This is a genomic window from Streptomyces sp. NBC_01750 (assembly GCF_035918095.1).
GTDB lineage: Bacteria > Actinomycetota > Actinomycetes > Streptomycetales > Streptomycetaceae > Streptomyces.
In genome coordinates this window covers 2,586,510-2,600,566 of record NZ_CP109137.1, presented here as the reverse complement: position 1 = coordinate 2,600,566, position 14,057 = coordinate 2,586,510, and the positions used below count along the sequence as shown (strand labels likewise).

The 14,057-nt window shown below is 70.8% G+C and carries 15 protein-coding genes; 8 read left to right on the top strand and 7 right to left on the bottom strand.

Annotated features, from left to right (window positions below):
* Window positions 1–24 precede the first annotated feature (24 nt).
* Both OG966_RS11815 and OG966_RS11810 read left to right on the top strand, forming a co-directional pair.
* Window positions 25–636: a hypothetical protein gene (locus OG966_RS11815; RefSeq protein WP_326649501.1), complete on the top strand. Its 612-nt coding sequence runs from the start codon at window positions 25–27 to the stop codon at window positions 634–636.
* Between the two features lie 45 nt (window positions 637–681).
* The gene (locus OG966_RS11810) at window positions 682–2,094 is read left to right on the top strand and encodes a PepSY-associated TM helix domain-containing protein (RefSeq protein ID WP_326649500.1); all 1,413 of its coding nucleotides are present in this window, start codon (window positions 682–684) and stop codon (window positions 2,092–2,094) included.
* 146 nt (window positions 2,095–2,240) lie between these two features.
* Here the strand turns inward: OG966_RS11810 and OG966_RS11805 are convergent, their stop codons facing one another.
* Window positions 2,241–2,858, bottom strand: coding sequence for a winged helix-turn-helix domain-containing protein (locus OG966_RS11805; RefSeq protein ID WP_326649498.1), 618 nt, complete (start codon window positions 2,856–2,858; stop codon window positions 2,241–2,243).
* Window positions 2,859–3,264: 406 nt separating this feature from the next.
* The gene (gene glnII / locus OG966_RS11800; protein WP_326649497.1) at window positions 3,265–4,284 is read right to left on the bottom strand and encodes a glutamine synthetase; all 1,020 of its coding nucleotides are present in this window, start codon (window positions 4,282–4,284) and stop codon (window positions 3,265–3,267) included.
* 324 nt (window positions 4,285–4,608) lie between these two features.
* Here glnII and OG966_RS11795 point away from each other — a divergent pair, with 324 nt between their 5' ends.
* Window positions 4,609–5,523, top strand: coding sequence for a Gfo/Idh/MocA family protein (locus OG966_RS11795; protein ID WP_326649496.1), 915 nt, complete (start codon window positions 4,609–4,611; stop codon window positions 5,521–5,523).
* An 81-nt stretch (window positions 5,524–5,604) separates the two neighbouring features.
* Here the strand turns inward: OG966_RS11795 and OG966_RS11790 are convergent, their stop codons facing one another.
* Together OG966_RS11790 and pdxR are read right to left on the bottom strand one after the other, a co-directional pair.
* The gene (locus OG966_RS11790; RefSeq protein WP_326649495.1) at window positions 5,605–6,312 is read right to left on the bottom strand and encodes a hypothetical protein; all 708 of its coding nucleotides are present in this window, start codon (window positions 6,310–6,312) and stop codon (window positions 5,605–5,607) included.
* A 95-nt stretch (window positions 6,313–6,407) separates the two neighbouring features.
* Window positions 6,408–7,841 (bottom strand): MocR-like pyridoxine biosynthesis transcription factor PdxR, encoded by a 1,434-nt coding sequence (pdxR, locus tag OG966_RS11785; protein WP_326649493.1) that lies wholly within the window; start codon window positions 7,839–7,841, stop codon window positions 6,408–6,410.
* Window positions 7,842–7,888: 47 nt separating this feature from the next.
* Here pdxR and OG966_RS11780 point away from each other — a divergent pair, with 47 nt between their 5' ends.
* Both OG966_RS11780 and OG966_RS11775 read left to right on the top strand, forming a co-directional pair.
* Entirely contained in the window at window positions 7,889–8,374 is a 486-nt protein-coding gene (locus OG966_RS11780; RefSeq protein WP_326649492.1) for a carboxymuconolactone decarboxylase family protein, read from the top strand.
* 256 nt (window positions 8,375–8,630) lie between these two features.
* A complete protein-coding gene (locus OG966_RS11775; protein WP_326649491.1) occupies window positions 8,631–9,254 on the top strand; it encodes a TetR/AcrR family transcriptional regulator C-terminal ligand-binding domain-containing protein in 624 nt (207 codons plus the stop codon).
* On the opposite strand, the gene OG966_RS11770 is transcribed toward OG966_RS11775, so the two are convergent.
* Window positions 9,251–9,613: an arsenate reductase family protein gene (locus OG966_RS11770; RefSeq protein WP_326649490.1), complete on the bottom strand. Its 363-nt coding sequence runs from the start codon at window positions 9,611–9,613 to the stop codon at window positions 9,251–9,253. The genes OG966_RS11775 and OG966_RS11770 overlap by 4 nt on opposite strands.
* Before the next feature lie 121 nt (window positions 9,614–9,734).
* Between OG966_RS11770 and OG966_RS11765 the strand changes: the two genes are divergently transcribed.
* Entirely contained in the window at window positions 9,735–10,004 is a 270-nt protein-coding gene (locus tag OG966_RS11765) for a hypothetical protein (protein WP_326649489.1), read from the top strand.
* Between the two features lie 294 nt (window positions 10,005–10,298).
* Window positions 10,299–11,633, top strand: a complete 1,335-nt coding sequence (locus OG966_RS11760; protein ID WP_326649488.1) for a glycoside hydrolase domain-containing protein — start codon at window positions 10,299–10,301, stop codon at window positions 11,631–11,633.
* Between the two features lie 22 nt (window positions 11,634–11,655).
* Here the strand turns inward: OG966_RS11760 and OG966_RS11755 are convergent, their stop codons facing one another.
* Both OG966_RS11755 and OG966_RS11750 read right to left on the bottom strand, forming a co-directional pair.
* The gene (locus OG966_RS11755) at window positions 11,656–12,498 is read right to left on the bottom strand and encodes an MOSC domain-containing protein (protein WP_326649487.1); all 843 of its coding nucleotides are present in this window, start codon (window positions 12,496–12,498) and stop codon (window positions 11,656–11,658) included.
* A gap of 146 nt (window positions 12,499–12,644) precedes the next feature.
* Window positions 12,645–13,238 (bottom strand): GNAT family N-acetyltransferase, encoded by a 594-nt coding sequence (locus OG966_RS11750; RefSeq protein WP_326649486.1) that lies wholly within the window; start codon window positions 13,236–13,238, stop codon window positions 12,645–12,647.
* A 265-nt stretch (window positions 13,239–13,503) separates the two neighbouring features.
* Between OG966_RS11750 and OG966_RS11745 the strand changes: the two genes are divergently transcribed.
* Window positions 13,504–13,827 (top strand): winged helix-turn-helix transcriptional regulator, encoded by a 324-nt coding sequence (locus OG966_RS11745; protein WP_406733897.1) that lies wholly within the window; start codon window positions 13,504–13,506, stop codon window positions 13,825–13,827.
* Window positions 13,828–14,057 lie beyond the last annotated feature (230 nt).

Here is a 14,057-nt window from a genome sequence, read left to right as displayed (position 1 = left end):
CCGGGATGGCAACATGTGCAGACCATGACAGATGCCCGGTCGCCGATGCGCGCCCTTCGGGCCGCGCTCTTCGCGGCGGTGTCCGTCATTCTGGCCGCCGTCGCGCATGCGCGTATGCCGGCGGATCACATCCCGTTCACCGCGCTGCTCGCCGCCTTCGCCGCGACCGGGACCGCGGGCTGGCTCGCCGGCGGGCGGCGCCGCGGCGTACCGACCATCGGCACCGGCCTGCTCGCCGTACAGGCCACGCTGCATCTGATCTTCTCCGGAGCCGGCGGAGCCACGGCCGGGCAGCACCACCACCATCCGCAGTACGAGCCCGCCACTGCGGTGATGGACGCGGATGCCGGCATGCTCGCCGCCCACCTGCTCGCCGCGGCCGTCTGCGCGCTCTGGCTGGCCCGCGGCGAGGCCGCGTTCTTCCGGCTCGCCCACGCCATCGGCACCCTCGCCTTCACTCCACTGCGGCTGCTGCTGACCGCCGTCCGGATGCCCGAAGCCCCGCGGCCCCCGGCGCGTCCCCGGCCGTCCCGCACCCTCCGGCTCCCCGGCGTCGTACTCGCCCACACCCTGGTGCGCCGCGGCCCGCCCGCTTTCCCCGTACCCCGCGCCACGGCCCCCGGAGCAGCCGTCTGACCTGGGGCCGGTTCCCCATGTCGACGCCAACTCCCTAGGAACACCATGGCCATTGACGCCCCCGCGCAGAACACCGAGAATCCACCGGAGACCGGATCGGGATCCACCTGGAGCTCACTGCGCCCCCTCATCCTCCGGCTCCACTTCTACGCCGGCCTGCTCATCGCGCCGCTGCTCCTGATCGCCGCCGCCAGCGGACTGCTCTACGCCCTCTCCTTCCAGGCCGAGAAGATTCTCTACAGCCATGAGCTCGAGGTACCGGTCGGCGACCGCGCCCTCCCGCTCGGCACCCAGGTCGAAGCCGCCCGCAAGGCCCGACCCGAGGGCACGGTGACCGCCGTCTGGCCCTCGAACGAGGACGGCGCGACCACTCGCGTCCTGATGACCACCCCCGACATCGAGGAAGGCAAGTCCCTCGCCGTCTTCGTGGATCCGTACACCGCACAGGTGCGGGGCGAGCTGACCTCCTACGGCGGTTCGGGCGCCCTCCCGCTGCGCACCTGGCTCGACCAGCTCCACCGCGATCTGCACCTGGGCGACCTCGGCCGTAACTACAGCGAAATGGCCGCCAGCTGGCTCTGGGTCGTCGCTCTCGGCGGACTGCTGCTCTGGCTCGGCCGCAGGCGTACGACGAAGCGCGCCCTGTTCGTCCCCCAGCGCGGCGCCAAGGGCCGCCGCAGGACCCTCTCCTGGCACGGCTCGGTCGGACTGTGGGCCGTGACCGGGCTCGTACTGCTCTCCGCCACCGGACTGACCTGGTCGCGCTACGCGGGCGAGAACATCGGCGCGGTCCAGGACCAGCTCGGCGGCGCCACGCCCACCGTCTCCGCGACCCTCGAGGGAGCCGGCGGCACGGGCGGCGGACACGAGGGCCACGGCAGCGGCCACGGCGGCGCGCACCAGGGCGCGGACGTCGGCATCGACAGGGCCGTCGCCTCCGCACGCGCCGCGGGAGTCGACACGAAGATCACGGTGACCCTCCCGGAGGAGGGCAACGGCTATGTCGTCAAGGAGAGGGACACCCAGTTCCCCGTCCATCTCGACTCGGTCGCCGTCGACCCGTCCAACGGCAAGGTCATCGACGAACTGCGCTTTGCCGACTACCCGCTTCTCGCCAAACTGACCCGCTTCGGCATCGACGCCCACACCGGTGTCTTCCTCGGCCTCGCCAACCAGCTGGCGCTGGCCGCGCTCGCGCTCGCCCTCATCCTGCTGATCGTGTGGGGCTACCGGATGTGGTGGCTGCGCAGGCCGACGAAGGAGCGCAGGCTGAGCGTCGGCCGGCCGATGCCGCGCGGAGCATGGCGCAAGGTGCCGCTGCCGGCGCTGCTGCCGATAGCCGCGGCCACCGGGCTGATCGGCTGGTTCGTACCGATGCTCGGCGTCAGCCTGCTGCTGTTCCTGGCCCTCGACATCACGCTGGCCGCCGTGCCCCGGTTCCGCGGGCGGACCGGCTAGGGGCGTGTTCCACAAGTCCCTCCCCCTGGACTTCGTCCGGGGGGGGACCCCAGCCCTGGGGGCGAACGGCGCTGCTTCTCAAACACGCCCCGGGACACGACGGAGCCCCGCCTGCCGTCGGGCAGGCAGGGCTCCGTGCGGACTGCTCAGGGCGCGTACTTGTAGCCGACCCGCCGTACGGTCTGGATCGTACGGCGGTGCTCGGCGCCCAGCTTGCGCCGCAGCCGGGCCACATGGACGTCGACGGTCCGGCCGTCGCCCACATGCCCGTAACCCCAGACGGTGGTCACCAACTGGTCGCGGGTGTGCACCCGGTGCGGATGCGCCACCAGGTGCGCGAGCAGCTCGAACTCGAGGTAGGTCAGATCCAGCGCCTGCCCGTCCACCAGGGCGGTGCGCTGGACGCTGTCGATGGAGACCGGTCCGGCGCCCTCCTGGGCCTGGGCCGGCGCGACGGACGGCACCAGGGCGGACGGCGCCAGAGCGGACGGCGGCTGCTGATCGGCCGGTACGAGAACGAGGTAGCCGATCATCGGCGGCTGATCCGGCAGTGTGGGCAGAGTGTGCTGGGGCGCGGGCAGCCATGTGGCACCCGGCGGAAGGAAGTCCACCACCTGCGCGGTGGTCACGACCTCGTCCCGGTCGACGGCACGCAGCCGGTGCCGGCCCGGGCTGATCGGATACTGGTTGACGGCGGTCGCAGCGGGGACGGCGGAGACGGCGGAGACGGCGGAGACGGCGGAGAAGGAACGGGAGTTCGCCATGAGAGGTCAGCTCTTTCGCGCGGAGGAGTCGTCGAGTCGATGAGACGGACGTACGTCGTGCGCGCTGGCCGAAGACCGGGATGAGCGGCTTTAGAGGGCCTGCGCGTTCACCGCGCGGCAACACACCCGGTCGAAGTCATGGTGCTGCCGGGAAGGCCAGAACGGCTCAAGGTCGCTGCGACCTGTCGCGATGTGCTGGAAGCTGGCCATGTCCCCATTGAAGCAGATGTCGTCCGGCGGCAGCAGTGGCCTTCCGCACGTTGATACGGACGTTGACACCGACCTGACGGTCACCTGGCGCGATCCACGCCGAAGAAAACCCTCTCGCGAAAGGGCGCCGGCATGCCGAAGGGCGCCCACCGGCGGGACCGGCGGACGCCCTCGTGTGTGCGGCACGGCAGCGCGATCAGACCTGGCCGGCCTTCTCCAGCGCGGCGCAGCAGGTGTCGACGATCAGCCGCGTCACCACGTACGGGTCGACGTTGGCGTTCGGGCGGCGGTCCTCGATGTAACCCTTGCCGTCCTGCTCGACCTGCCACGGGATACGGACCGAGGCGCCACGGTCGGAGACGCCGTAGCTGTACTCGTTCCACGGGGCCGTCTCGTGCAGACCGGTGAGGCGGTCGTCGATGCCCGCACCGTAGTTCTTGACGTGGTCGAGCGGCTTGGAGCCCTCGCCCAGCGACTCGCAGGCGGTGATGATCGCGTCGTAGCCCTCGCGCATCGCCTTGGTGGAGAAGTTGGTGTGCGCGCCCGCGCCGTTCCAGTCGCCCTTCACCGGCTTCGGGTCGAGCGTCGCGGAGACCTCGAAGTCCTCGGCGGTGCGGTACAGCAGCCAGCGCGCGATCCACAGCTGGTCGGAGACCTCCAGCGGAGCCAGCGGTCCGACCTGGAACTCCCACTGGCCGGGCATGACCTCGGCGTTGATACCGGAGATGCCGAGGCCCGCCTTCAGGCAGTTCTCCAGGTGGGCCTCGACGACGTCACGGCCGAAGATCTCGTCGGCGCCGACACCGCAGTAGTAGCCGCCCTGCGCGGCCGGGAAGCCGCCCTCGGGGAAGCCCAGCGGGCGGGAGCCCTTGAAGAAGGTGTACTCCTGCTCGATACCGAAGATCGGCTCCTGGGCGGCGAACTTCTCCGAGACCTCGGCGAGCGCCGCGCGGGTGTTGGAGGCGTGCGGAGTCATGTCGGTGTTGAGGACCTCACACATCACCAGGACGTCGTCGCCGCCGCGGATCGGGTCCGGACAGGAGAAGACCGGCTTGAGCACGCGGTCGGACGCATGCCCCTTGGCCTGGTTGGTGCTGGACCCGTCGAAGCCCCAGATGGGCAGCTCCGCCCCGTCCGTCAGTATCTTCGTCTTCGAGCGAAGCTTGGCGGTCGGCTCGGTGCCGTCGATCCAGATGTACTCAGCCTTGAAGGTCACGGGGCCTCATCCTTTGCGGGTGCAGCGGTATGCCGCGCAGCTTCGCAATCCGGGATTTCCCGACCGTTGCCCATTTGTGAACCCCACGTTACGCCGCGCCGATGGCCGGTCGTGTCCGTCGGTGAGCGAGTTCGGCCGCGGCCGCGAGCGTGCGTCCGCGCTCGCCGAGCAGGGACTCCAAGCCCGCGGCACGGATCCGGCGGAGAGCCGGGAGGCCGCGTCGTATACGGGGTTCAGCGGGACACTCGCCCCGACGGGGCCGAGAAGGCGCAGCCCTGTTCGGGACGTCGCGGGTGATTTTCTGCACGGGGCACACTGGGCGGCATGACGAAGCCCGCGAAGCAGCTGCGTGTCGGACTCCTGGGTACCGGACCCTGGGCGGAGCGCACCCAGGCCCCCGCGCTCGCCGCCCATCCGGATGTCGAGCTCGCCGGCGTGTGGGGGAGGCGGCCCGAGGCGGCCGCCGCGCTCGCCGCAGCCCATGACACGGCGGTGTACTCCGGCGACGACGGAATCGACGCGCTCTTCGCCGCCTGCGACGCGGTGGCCTTCGCGCTGCCGCCGGACGTCCAGGCGCCGCTCGCGGCCCGGGCGGCCGCGGCCGGCTGCCACCTGTTGCTGGACAAGCCGGTCGCGACGACGGTGGCCGGAGCGCGTGAGACGGCGGAGGCGGCGGAGCTGGCCGGGGTCGCGTCGGTGGTGTTCTGCACTTTGCGCCACGCCGCCGAAACCGCGCCCTGGATCGCCGAACAGGCGGCGGTGGACGGCTGGTTCACAGCCCATGCGCGGTGGCTCGGTTCGCTGTACGGATCCGGCGAGGACAGCCCGTACGCGGCTTCGCCCTGGCGGCGCGAGAAGGGTGGGCTGTGGGATGTCGGCCCGCATGTGCTGTCCGTACTGCTGCCGGTGCTCGGCGATGTGACGGAGGTGGCCGCGGCTCGTGGCCCGGTCGACACCGCGCATCTGGTGCTGCGGCACGTGTCCGGGGCGTCGAGCACGGCGACGCTGGGCCTGAGCGCGCCGGTGAAGGCCTCGGGGGTGAGCATCGAATTCGTCGGTGACCAGGGGACGGCGGTGCTCCCGGCCTGGGGCGACGCGGTCGGCTCGTTCCATACGGCCGTCGACGCGCTGCTGGAGTCGGCACGGACGGGGCGGCCACACGACTGCGACGTACGGTTCGGGCTGCGGCTCACCGAGATCCTGGCGGAGGCGGAGGCGGAGCTTCTGCGGCGTGGTTAGGGCCGCGGCTCAGGTGGTGAGCGCGGTGGCCGGGACGGTGCCGTACGCAGGAGAACGGCACCGTCCCGGAATCCGTCGGTGTCAGCCGACGCGCTCGATCCGCGCCTTGCGGATGAGGAACTTGCCGGGCTCGCGGACCTGCTCGAAGGCCGCGTTGTTCAGCAGGGCGCAGCTGCCGGAGACGGAGGCGACCTTGACGGTCGTCGACTTGTTGTTGTCGAGGTTGGTCACCTTGAGGGTGGTGCCGACCGGGAATTGGTTGCTGGAGGCGGCGGGGGCGCCGCCCTCACCGGAGAGCGTCACGGTCGAGCCGGCGCAGACGACCTCGCCGGCGTTGCCCTGGTCGCCTGCCTGGTCGCCGCCCGCTTGGTCGCCTGCCTGGTCGCCGCCTGCCTGGTTGCCGGCGCCCTGGTCGCCGCCTGCCTGGTCGCCGCCTGCCTGGTCGTCCGCGGGGGGCTGCTCCGCGGCCGGGGGCGCGGCGGGCTGCTCCGCGGCCTCGCCACCACCCGCTCCCGCGCCCACCTCACAACCGGAAGCGGCCTGCTGCCGCTTGATCTGCTCGATGACGGCCTGCCGGTTGGCGATCCGTGCCTCGGACTGAGCATCCGGATTGGCACGCTGGTCGGCGATGAACTTCTCGTTGTTCTGCAGGGCGGTGACCAGTCCGTCGCAGGCCACCGACGCCTGACTGGTACCGGTCATGACAATTGCCGTACCGCCCGCGAGGGCGGCGGCGCCGACGAGCAGAGCGATCTTCTTCTTCCCGCTGAGGGTCTTCTTGCGCGACACGTGGGGCTCCTGTCGGGTCGGTTCCGTGTGCCGTTACGTACGAGTAGCAATTCCGTTCTTCTCAGCGGTCTCACCTACAACTTCCTTAACTTTCCTTAAGGTTGTTGCTGCTCATCGGGTGGTAGCGCCCGGCACAGCGCGTCCAGCGCCGCGGCGTAGATGTGCTCCGGCGGCGTCGCGTAACCGACGACCAGTCCGTCCCGCCCGTCCGCGGGAAAGTCGGCGTGCCGGTAGCCGGCGAGCCCCTCGACGGCGAGCCCCTGCCAGGCCGCCGCTTTAAGCACCGCCCGCTCGGACCCCGCCGGAAGTTCGAGCACGGCGTGCAGCCCCGCCGCGATCCCGGTCACCCGCACCTGCGGCGCCCGCTCCGCCAGGACCGACACCAACTGGTCGCGCCGGCGCCGGTGGCGCTGCCGCATCTTGCGCACATGACGGTCGTACGCCCCCGAGGTGATGAAGTCCGCGAGAGTGAGCTGCTCCGTGGCGCTCGACCACTGCTCGCGCGCACCCTTCGCCGCCACCACCGCCGCCACCAGATGCTCGGGCAACACCATCCAGCCGATGCGGAGGGAAGGGGAGAGGCTCTTGCTCACCGACCCCATCAGCACCACCCGGTCGGGATCGAGGCTCTGCACCGCCCCCACCGGCCGGCGGTCGTAGCGGAACTCGCCGTCGTAGTCGTCCTCCAGAACCAGCCCACCCGTCGACCGCGCCCAGTCCACGACGGCGGCGCGCCGCGCCGGATGCAACGGACCGCCGGTCGGGAACTGGTGCGCGGGAGTCAGCAGCACGGCGTCCACCGTGCCCAACTCGCTTGTCCGGGCGCCGTTTTCATCGATCGGCAGGGGAGTGGTGCGTACGCCGCCGTCCGCCAGCAGCCCGCGGTGGAAGGGCAGCCCGTACGACTCCACGGCCCACCGGCCGCCCGCGACCGCCGCCATCAGCCGCAGCGCATGTGCGGTCCCGGAGCAGACGACGATCCGCCGCGGATCGGTCCGCACCCCACGCACCCGGGCCAGATACCCGGCCAGCGCCTCCCGCAGCTCGGGCCGTCCACGCGGATCGCCGGGCCCGAAGGCATCGTGCGGCGCGGCGGTCAGCGCCCGCCGCGCGGAGGCGAGCCAAGCACCGCGCGGAAAGACGGAGGGGTCGGGCTGCCCCTGTACGAGGTCGTACGCCGGCCGGACGGTCCTGGCCGCGGTGCGCTGCCCGGGTACGGGAGCACCCCTTCTCCTGCCCTGCGGCGGGGAGGCCAGATGCGCGACCCGGGTCCCGGAACCCTGGCGCGCGGTGAGCCACCCCTCGGCGACCAGCTCGGCGTACGCGTCGGCGACGGTGTTACGGGCGATCCCGAGGTCGGCGGCGAGGGAGCGGTAGGGCGGCAGCTTCGTGTCGGGGGCCAGCCGCCCGCTCCGGACGCCCTCGCGCAGGGCCCGCATCAGAGCGGCGCGCCGACTGCCCGGACCCGTCAGCTCCAGATGCAGATCCGCACCTAGGATCTCCGCCGAATTGACCCATGTTTCTGCCACTGAAATGCACCCCGTCACCGGTCGCTTGAGCTTCTAGATTCGTACACATGACGACGACAGAGATCAACCCGACCACCGGCCGCACCACCGCCCGCGTCAACTTCGCGAAGCTGGCCCCGAAAGCCTTCCGCGCCGTGATCGGCCTGGATGCAGCGGCCCGCGAAGGCCTGGACCCGACGCTGGTCGAACTGGTCCAGGTCCGCTCCTCGCAGCTCAACCACTGCGCGTACTGCCTGCACATGCACACCACCGACGCGCGCAAGGCGGGCGAGAGCGAGGAGCGCCTGCACATGACCGGCCTCTGGCGGGAGGCGAAGCACTTCTTCACGGAGAAGGAGCAGGCGGCACTCGCCCTGACCGAGGCGGTCACCCTGGTCGCGGACGGCGGAGTGCCCGACGCGGTGTACGCGCATGCGGCGGCGCACTTCGAGGAGCAGGAGCTGGCTCACCTGCTCGCCCTGATCCTCACCATCAACACCTGGAACCGGATCGCGCTGGCCACGGGCAAGGTGCCGGGCACGGACGAGCGCTGAGGGCCGGTGGGCGGTGAGTCCGCAGAGGTGAGCCCGATGCGCGGGAGCCGTTCAGAACCACCCGAGGTGGAGCCCGTGATCCCGGCGGGCTCCACCCACCGCGCCCTCCCGCTCGAGGCCCCCGCCGGGCCGGATCACCGGATCGGGGACTTCCCGGGCGGCTGACGAGGCAGGCGAAGGGGACGTGCAGGTCTGGTGCCCATTAGGTTGAGCGGGACGCAAGCCGGCCCACCCACCCACCAGGCAGCCCAGGACCATGACAGAGCGACCACCTCACGGCTCGGCCCGTCCCGGCGGGCGGACGGCCCGCACCCGCGCGGCCGTGCTGGCCGCCGCCTTCGAAGAGCTCGACGCGCACGGGTTCGGCGCGCTCACCCTGGACAAGCTCGCGCAGCGCTCCGGAGTCCACGTCTCGACCATCCGCCGGCGCTGGCGCACCGTCGAAGGTGTCATCGGCGATCTGCTGGCCCAGCACAGCACAACCATCCCGACCCCCGACACGGGAGACTTCCGGCAGGACCTGCACCAACTGGCCCAGGTGATCGCCGACTTCCACGCCACCCCGCGCAACCGCAACCTCATCGAGGGAATCGTCGCGGCGGCCGCCCACGACCCACAGGTCGCACAGATCGTCCATGACGCGTTCGCGGGCCGCACCGAGCACGTCACCCAGCTCGTGCGGCGCGCGATCGACCGCGGCGAACTCTCCCCGGACACCGACGCCACAGACGTCATCGCCGCGCTGAGCGCGCCCTTCTACTACCGGCTCCTCATCAACCGCCGCCCCATCGACGCCCGCCTCGTCCACGCCGGCGCCGAAGCCGCCTACCATGCCGCCCGCGCCGGAGTCTTCAACGGCAGGTCGAGCCCGGCGCCCTAGGACCGGCCGAGCGCGCCCCTTACCGCCTCGTCCGTACGCGCCACGACGGCCGTCCCGTCCTCGGCCGTGATGATCGGCCGCTGGATCAGCTTGGGGTGCTGCGCGAGCGCCGTGATCCACCGCTCCCGCGAACCGTCGTCGCGCGCCCAGTCCTTGAGCCCCAGCTCCTTCGCCGCAGCCTCCTGGGTACGCGTGATGTCCCACGGCTCGAGCCCGAGCCGCCCGAGGACAGCCCGGATCTCCTCTGCGCTCGGCACGTCCTCCAGATAGCGGCGGACGGTGTACGTGGCGCCCTCCTCGTCGAGAAGGTCGATGGCGCTGCGGCACTTGGAACAGGCCGGATTGATCCAGATCTCCATGCCCCCACAGTACTGGCTCGCCCCCTCGCAAACACCGTCTGGCCAGCGGCGATTGTCAGTGGTGGGCAGTAGAATGGACAGTAGTTCGGGATGGTCCCGCCACCGTGCCAGGAGGTTGCCGATGGCCGTTGCCACACTCACGACGAAGCCCGTGTACAAGCCGCTGAAGAAGAAGGCACTGCCGGCCGGACAGCCGCGCGAGTGGTATGTGTCGCACAATCGCCGACTGAAGGCCATGCGCCTGGCGATCGCTCTGCTCGACTCCGGCGTCTATCACCCGGCGACCGCGGACAACCGCAAGATACATGCGACGGCGGAGCGCATCGGAGTCCACCCGCCGTCCGACACGACGTGCCGGATGGTGCGGGCACTGATCCGCTACGGCCGCTGAACAGACCGAACAAGCGCAAGTAACCGAACAAGCGCAATTGACCGAACAAACTGAACATCTGAACAACGGCGTCCCGCTGCCGTCACCCGAGGTGACGGCAGCGGGACGCCCGCGTCCGCGGGAACCGGCACAGCCGGACGTCCCTACGTGACGCATGGGGCACCCGCGCCGCCTGTCCGCCACGGGTCTCGACCGACCACAGGTTCCTCGTAACAACCCGTGTGGCGAGGGGTGCAGTTGGCGCAGACTGGGGCATTCTGGACCCATTCGGTTCGAGCCGCCCCGGGGGGAGACATGTCTCATCCGCACCGCGTCCTTCGTCGATTCCTCGCCTTCCTGGCCGCCGGCGTACTCGGCGCCGGCACCTCGCTCACCTTCGCCCCGCCCGCCGCCGCCGAACCGGCGACGTCGGTCCCCTATCCCGTGGGAGCGAGCGCAACCCGCTACTCGGGACTGGCCTTCGACACCTGCACAGCGCCGCCGCTGTCCGTCATCCAGGCGTGGAGCGCATCCCCGTACCGGGCTGTGGGTGTGTACATCGGCGGCATAAGCCGCACCTGCGCCCAACCGGCACTGACCGCGTCGTGGGTGGCGTCCGTGTCGGCGCTCAACTGGCGTCTGCTGCCCATCTACAAGGGCCTGCAACCGCCTTGCGGAGGTAAACCCACCGACGCCAAGATCAGCCGGGCCGCCGCGACCGCCAAGGGCCAGGGCACCGCGGCGGCCGCCGACGCCGTCGCCGCGGCGGAGGCGCTCGGCATGCAGCCCGGCAGCGCCCTCTACAACGACATCGAGCACTACACGCAGACCGACGCCACATGCCGGACCGGAGTGCTGGCCTTCGTCTCCGCCTGGACGAAGGAACTGCACCGGCTCGGCTATGTGTCGGGCGTCTACATGAACCTCAACCTCGGGGCGAAGCAGCTCTCCGACGTCTTCACCTCCACCTCCTACGCCCGTCCCGACGCGCTGTGGATCGCCCGCTTCGACGAGGTCGACTCGCTGAAGGGCTGGACCGGCATCGCCGACTCCAACTGGGCGGTCCACCAGCGAGCCAAGCAGTTCAAGGGCGACCATGACGAGACCTACGGCGGCGTCACTCTCAACATCGACACCGACCGGCTCGACGCGCCGGTCGCCACCGTGGCGTACACCTACACGGCGACGAGCTCCACCGCGCTGCACGCCCGCACCGGCCCCTCGACGGGCTACCCGGTCTCCACGTCGTACGCGCCCGGGTCCGCCCTCAAGGTGGTGTGCCAGGCGCCCGGTTCCGCCGTCGGCACCACCGCCGTATGGGACAAGCTCTCGGACGGAACCTACGTCACCGACTACTACGTCAGCACCCCGTCCAACACCGGCTACAGCGCCCCGCTGCCGCGCTGCACGTACCCCTACCAGACCACCGCGACCAGCGGCCTCGCCGAGCACACTGGCGCCGGCACCTCGTCCGCCGTCCGTGGCACGTCGCCCAACGGGTCCCTGGCGTGGGTGGTCTGCCAGCAGGCAGGCTCGGCGGTCGGCACCACCAAGATCTGGGACCGACTCGACAACGGCCGCTACGTCTCGGACTACTACGTGGCCACACCCAGCAATACGACCTACAGCAAGCCCGCTCCGCCCTGCTGACCCACGCGCCCGGGGCGATCGCTCAGACGGCCGCCCCGGCCGCCCACGTCGCCAGTGCCGCATCGCCGATGCTCAGCGTCCCGTGCCGCAGGACGGCCGCCTTCATACCGAAGCTGACCTTGTTCTCGTACTCCGGCTCCCGTCGGTACGCCGCGAGCGTACGGATCGGCTCGGGACCGGCGCGGAGCCCTGTGAGCTGGTCGACCATGGGGACACTGCAGCGCATCGCCCGGACCGCGTAGGCGAGCCGGACGGTCCCGATCTCCAGCCGTCGCATCCCGTCCTCGGCGTGCGGCTCCGTGCAGCCGTCGAGGACGATGTTCGGCCGGAAGCGGTCCATCGGCACCGGAGCCGCGCCACGCTCCGCGATCCGCGCGTTCAGCCCGTCCAACGACGCCTGGGACGCCACCAGCACCGCATGCGCGTCCGCGAACCCGACCTTGCCCGGCGTCTCGCCCCAGCCGTCCCGGTCGAAGTCCGAAGGCACCCGCACCAGCCGGGACTTCACCCCCAGCACCTCGGAGAACCACTCCGCGGCGGCGCCCCCCTGATCCGCGCCCTGCCCGATGGCCCGCCCGAACATCCTCACCGGCCGCCGCTCGCCGTCCGGGTCGGCCTCCAGCAGTACGCTCTCGACCCCGTCGGCGGACAGCCGCAGCGACGCACCCCCGTCGACGATCCCGGGCCGGATCGCGGCCATGGCAGGCAGCGTGCGCTGACTGCGGAACGTACCGTCCGCGGCGTCGACGACCATGAAGGTGCGGTCGTGCTCGAGCCCCGTCTCGCCGACCCGGGCGGAGTCGACTTCCGTACCGGCACAGCCCTTCACCGGGTAGTACGTCAGATTCTGCACAGTGATCCCCATGCCGGTCGATCGTACGTGCGTGCGGCGGCTTCCGGCGAGACGATCACCCCGACGGGCCGCGCCCGTGAGGGAAGAGGCGCAGGCCGTTGCGCCGGGCCGAGAGACGGCGCCGTCCCCGGCCGGTCGCCGCCTCGCGACCCGGCGGGTCAGATCCGGGCGCCGAGGCGCGCCTTCGCGGCCGGCCACTCCTCCGCGAGGAGCGAGAAGTAGACGGTGTCCCGCCACGTACCGTCGGGGCGCCGGCGGTGGCGGCGCAGCACACCCTCGAGCTGGGCCCCCAGACGCGCGATGGCGGCCTGCGACCGTTGGTTCATATGGTCCGTCTTCAACTGGACACGCCCCATGCCCAGATCCTCGAAGGCGTGCGTCAGCAACAGCAGTTTCGCCTCGGTGTTGACCTCCGTGCGCCAGGACGCGCGCCCGTACCAGGTCCAGCCGATCTCCAGACGCTCGTTCTCCGCGTCGATGTCCATGAAGGTGGTCCAGCCGACCGCCCGGCCGGTCGCGCGACGGATGACGGCGAACGGTATGTACGTGCCGTGTTCCGCGGCTTCAAGCAGTTCGCCGAGCTTGAAACCGAGTTCGTCCCGCGTACGCGGCGTCGGCCCGCCCTGCCAGCGCCAGACCTCGTCGTCTTTGCCGCCCGCGGCGAAGAGGTCGCCGAGATGCTCCATCGTCAACGGTTCGAGGCGCACATGGCGGCCGGTCAGTGTCACGGACACAGGTGTCTTGGCTGGCATGGCTCGAACGGTAGCTCCTTTCTGCACTAGCGGCAATTTTATTTTGCACTAGTGCAATTACATTTCCCTCGGTGGACGACCAGTGGACGACCAGTGGACGCACGGGCTGTGTCAGCCCTACCGATTAGGCTTGTCGCGGGCCCCGAAGCGATCAAGTACGCGCTCCGAAGTGGGTGGTTGGCCAGGGCGAGCGAGCAGGCGGAAGGGGTGGGGCGTGGGGAAGTTGGGGAGACCGGGGGCGTACGTCTGCGGGATCGACGCGGCGATGGACGTGGTCGGCGGGAAGTGGAAGGTACTGATCCTCTGGGCGCTCAACCAACAGACATGCCGCTTCGGGGAACTGCGCAGGCTGGTGCCTGGCGTGACCGAGAAGGTCCTCTCCTCCCATCTGCGGGAGCTGGAGGCGGACGGCATTGTGCATCGCGTGGTCCACGCCGAGGTGCCGCCTCGCGTCGAGTACTCGCTGACCTCGCTCGGCGTCTCGCTCAATGACGCGCTGGCGCCGCTGGGTGCTTGGGGACGGGAGAACATACTCGCGGTCGCGGTGGACGCCCGCCCGCCGCAGTCCTGGGCATGCCCCGCTGAGTAACCGGTGACTTCAGGGCGGAGTGAGTATGCCGCATCGGCACAGTGTGACGTGTCACAGACAATGCGGCGGTGCTGTGGGAACTTCAACTGTGGTACTCCCCCATGGAGTTGCTGAAGAGCCGAGCGTGAGGACCGGACGGCACGCGGACCGCATCGGTCGCCCCGCTGGGGCGTCGGAGACGGAGACGCGCGGCGGACGGCGGCATCCGGCTCGAAACGGTCTGCCCGCAC

Bases quoted from the DNA above. Each gene is read 5' to 3' on its own strand.
- OG966_RS11765 (WP_326649489.1), top strand. From the start codon at position 9,735: ATGGCCGTTGCCACACTCACGACGAAGCCCGTGTACAAGCCGCTGAAG.
- OG966_RS11795 (WP_326649496.1), top strand. From the start codon at position 4,609: ATGACGAAGCCCGCGAAGCAGCTGCGTGTCGGACTCCTGGGTACCGGA.
- OG966_RS11755 (WP_326649487.1), bottom strand. From the start codon at position 12,498: ATGGGGATCACTGTGCAGAATCTGACGTACTACCCGGTGAAGGGCTGT.
- OG966_RS11805 (WP_326649498.1), bottom strand. From the start codon at position 2,858: ATGGCGAACTCCCGTTCCTTCTCCGCCGTCTCCGCCGTCTCCGCCGTC.
- OG966_RS11815 (WP_326649501.1), top strand. From the start codon at position 25: ATGACAGATGCCCGGTCGCCGATGCGCGCCCTTCGGGCCGCGCTCTTC.
- OG966_RS11770 (WP_326649490.1), bottom strand. From the start codon at position 9,613: ATGGAGATCTGGATCAATCCGGCCTGTTCCAAGTGCCGCAGCGCCATC.
- OG966_RS11750 (WP_326649486.1), bottom strand. From the start codon at position 13,238: ATGCCAGCCAAGACACCTGTGTCCGTGACACTGACCGGCCGCCATGTG.
- OG966_RS11780 (WP_326649492.1), top strand. From the start codon at position 7,889: ATGACGACGACAGAGATCAACCCGACCACCGGCCGCACCACCGCCCGC.
- OG966_RS11775 (WP_326649491.1), top strand. From the start codon at position 8,631: ATGACAGAGCGACCACCTCACGGCTCGGCCCGTCCCGGCGGGCGGACG.
- OG966_RS11745 (WP_406733897.1), top strand. From the start codon at position 13,504: ATGGACGTGGTCGGCGGGAAGTGGAAGGTACTGATCCTCTGGGCGCTC.
- OG966_RS11760 (WP_326649488.1), top strand. From the start codon at position 10,299: ATGTCTCATCCGCACCGCGTCCTTCGTCGATTCCTCGCCTTCCTGGCC.
- OG966_RS11810 (WP_326649500.1), top strand. From the start codon at position 682: ATGGCCATTGACGCCCCCGCGCAGAACACCGAGAATCCACCGGAGACC.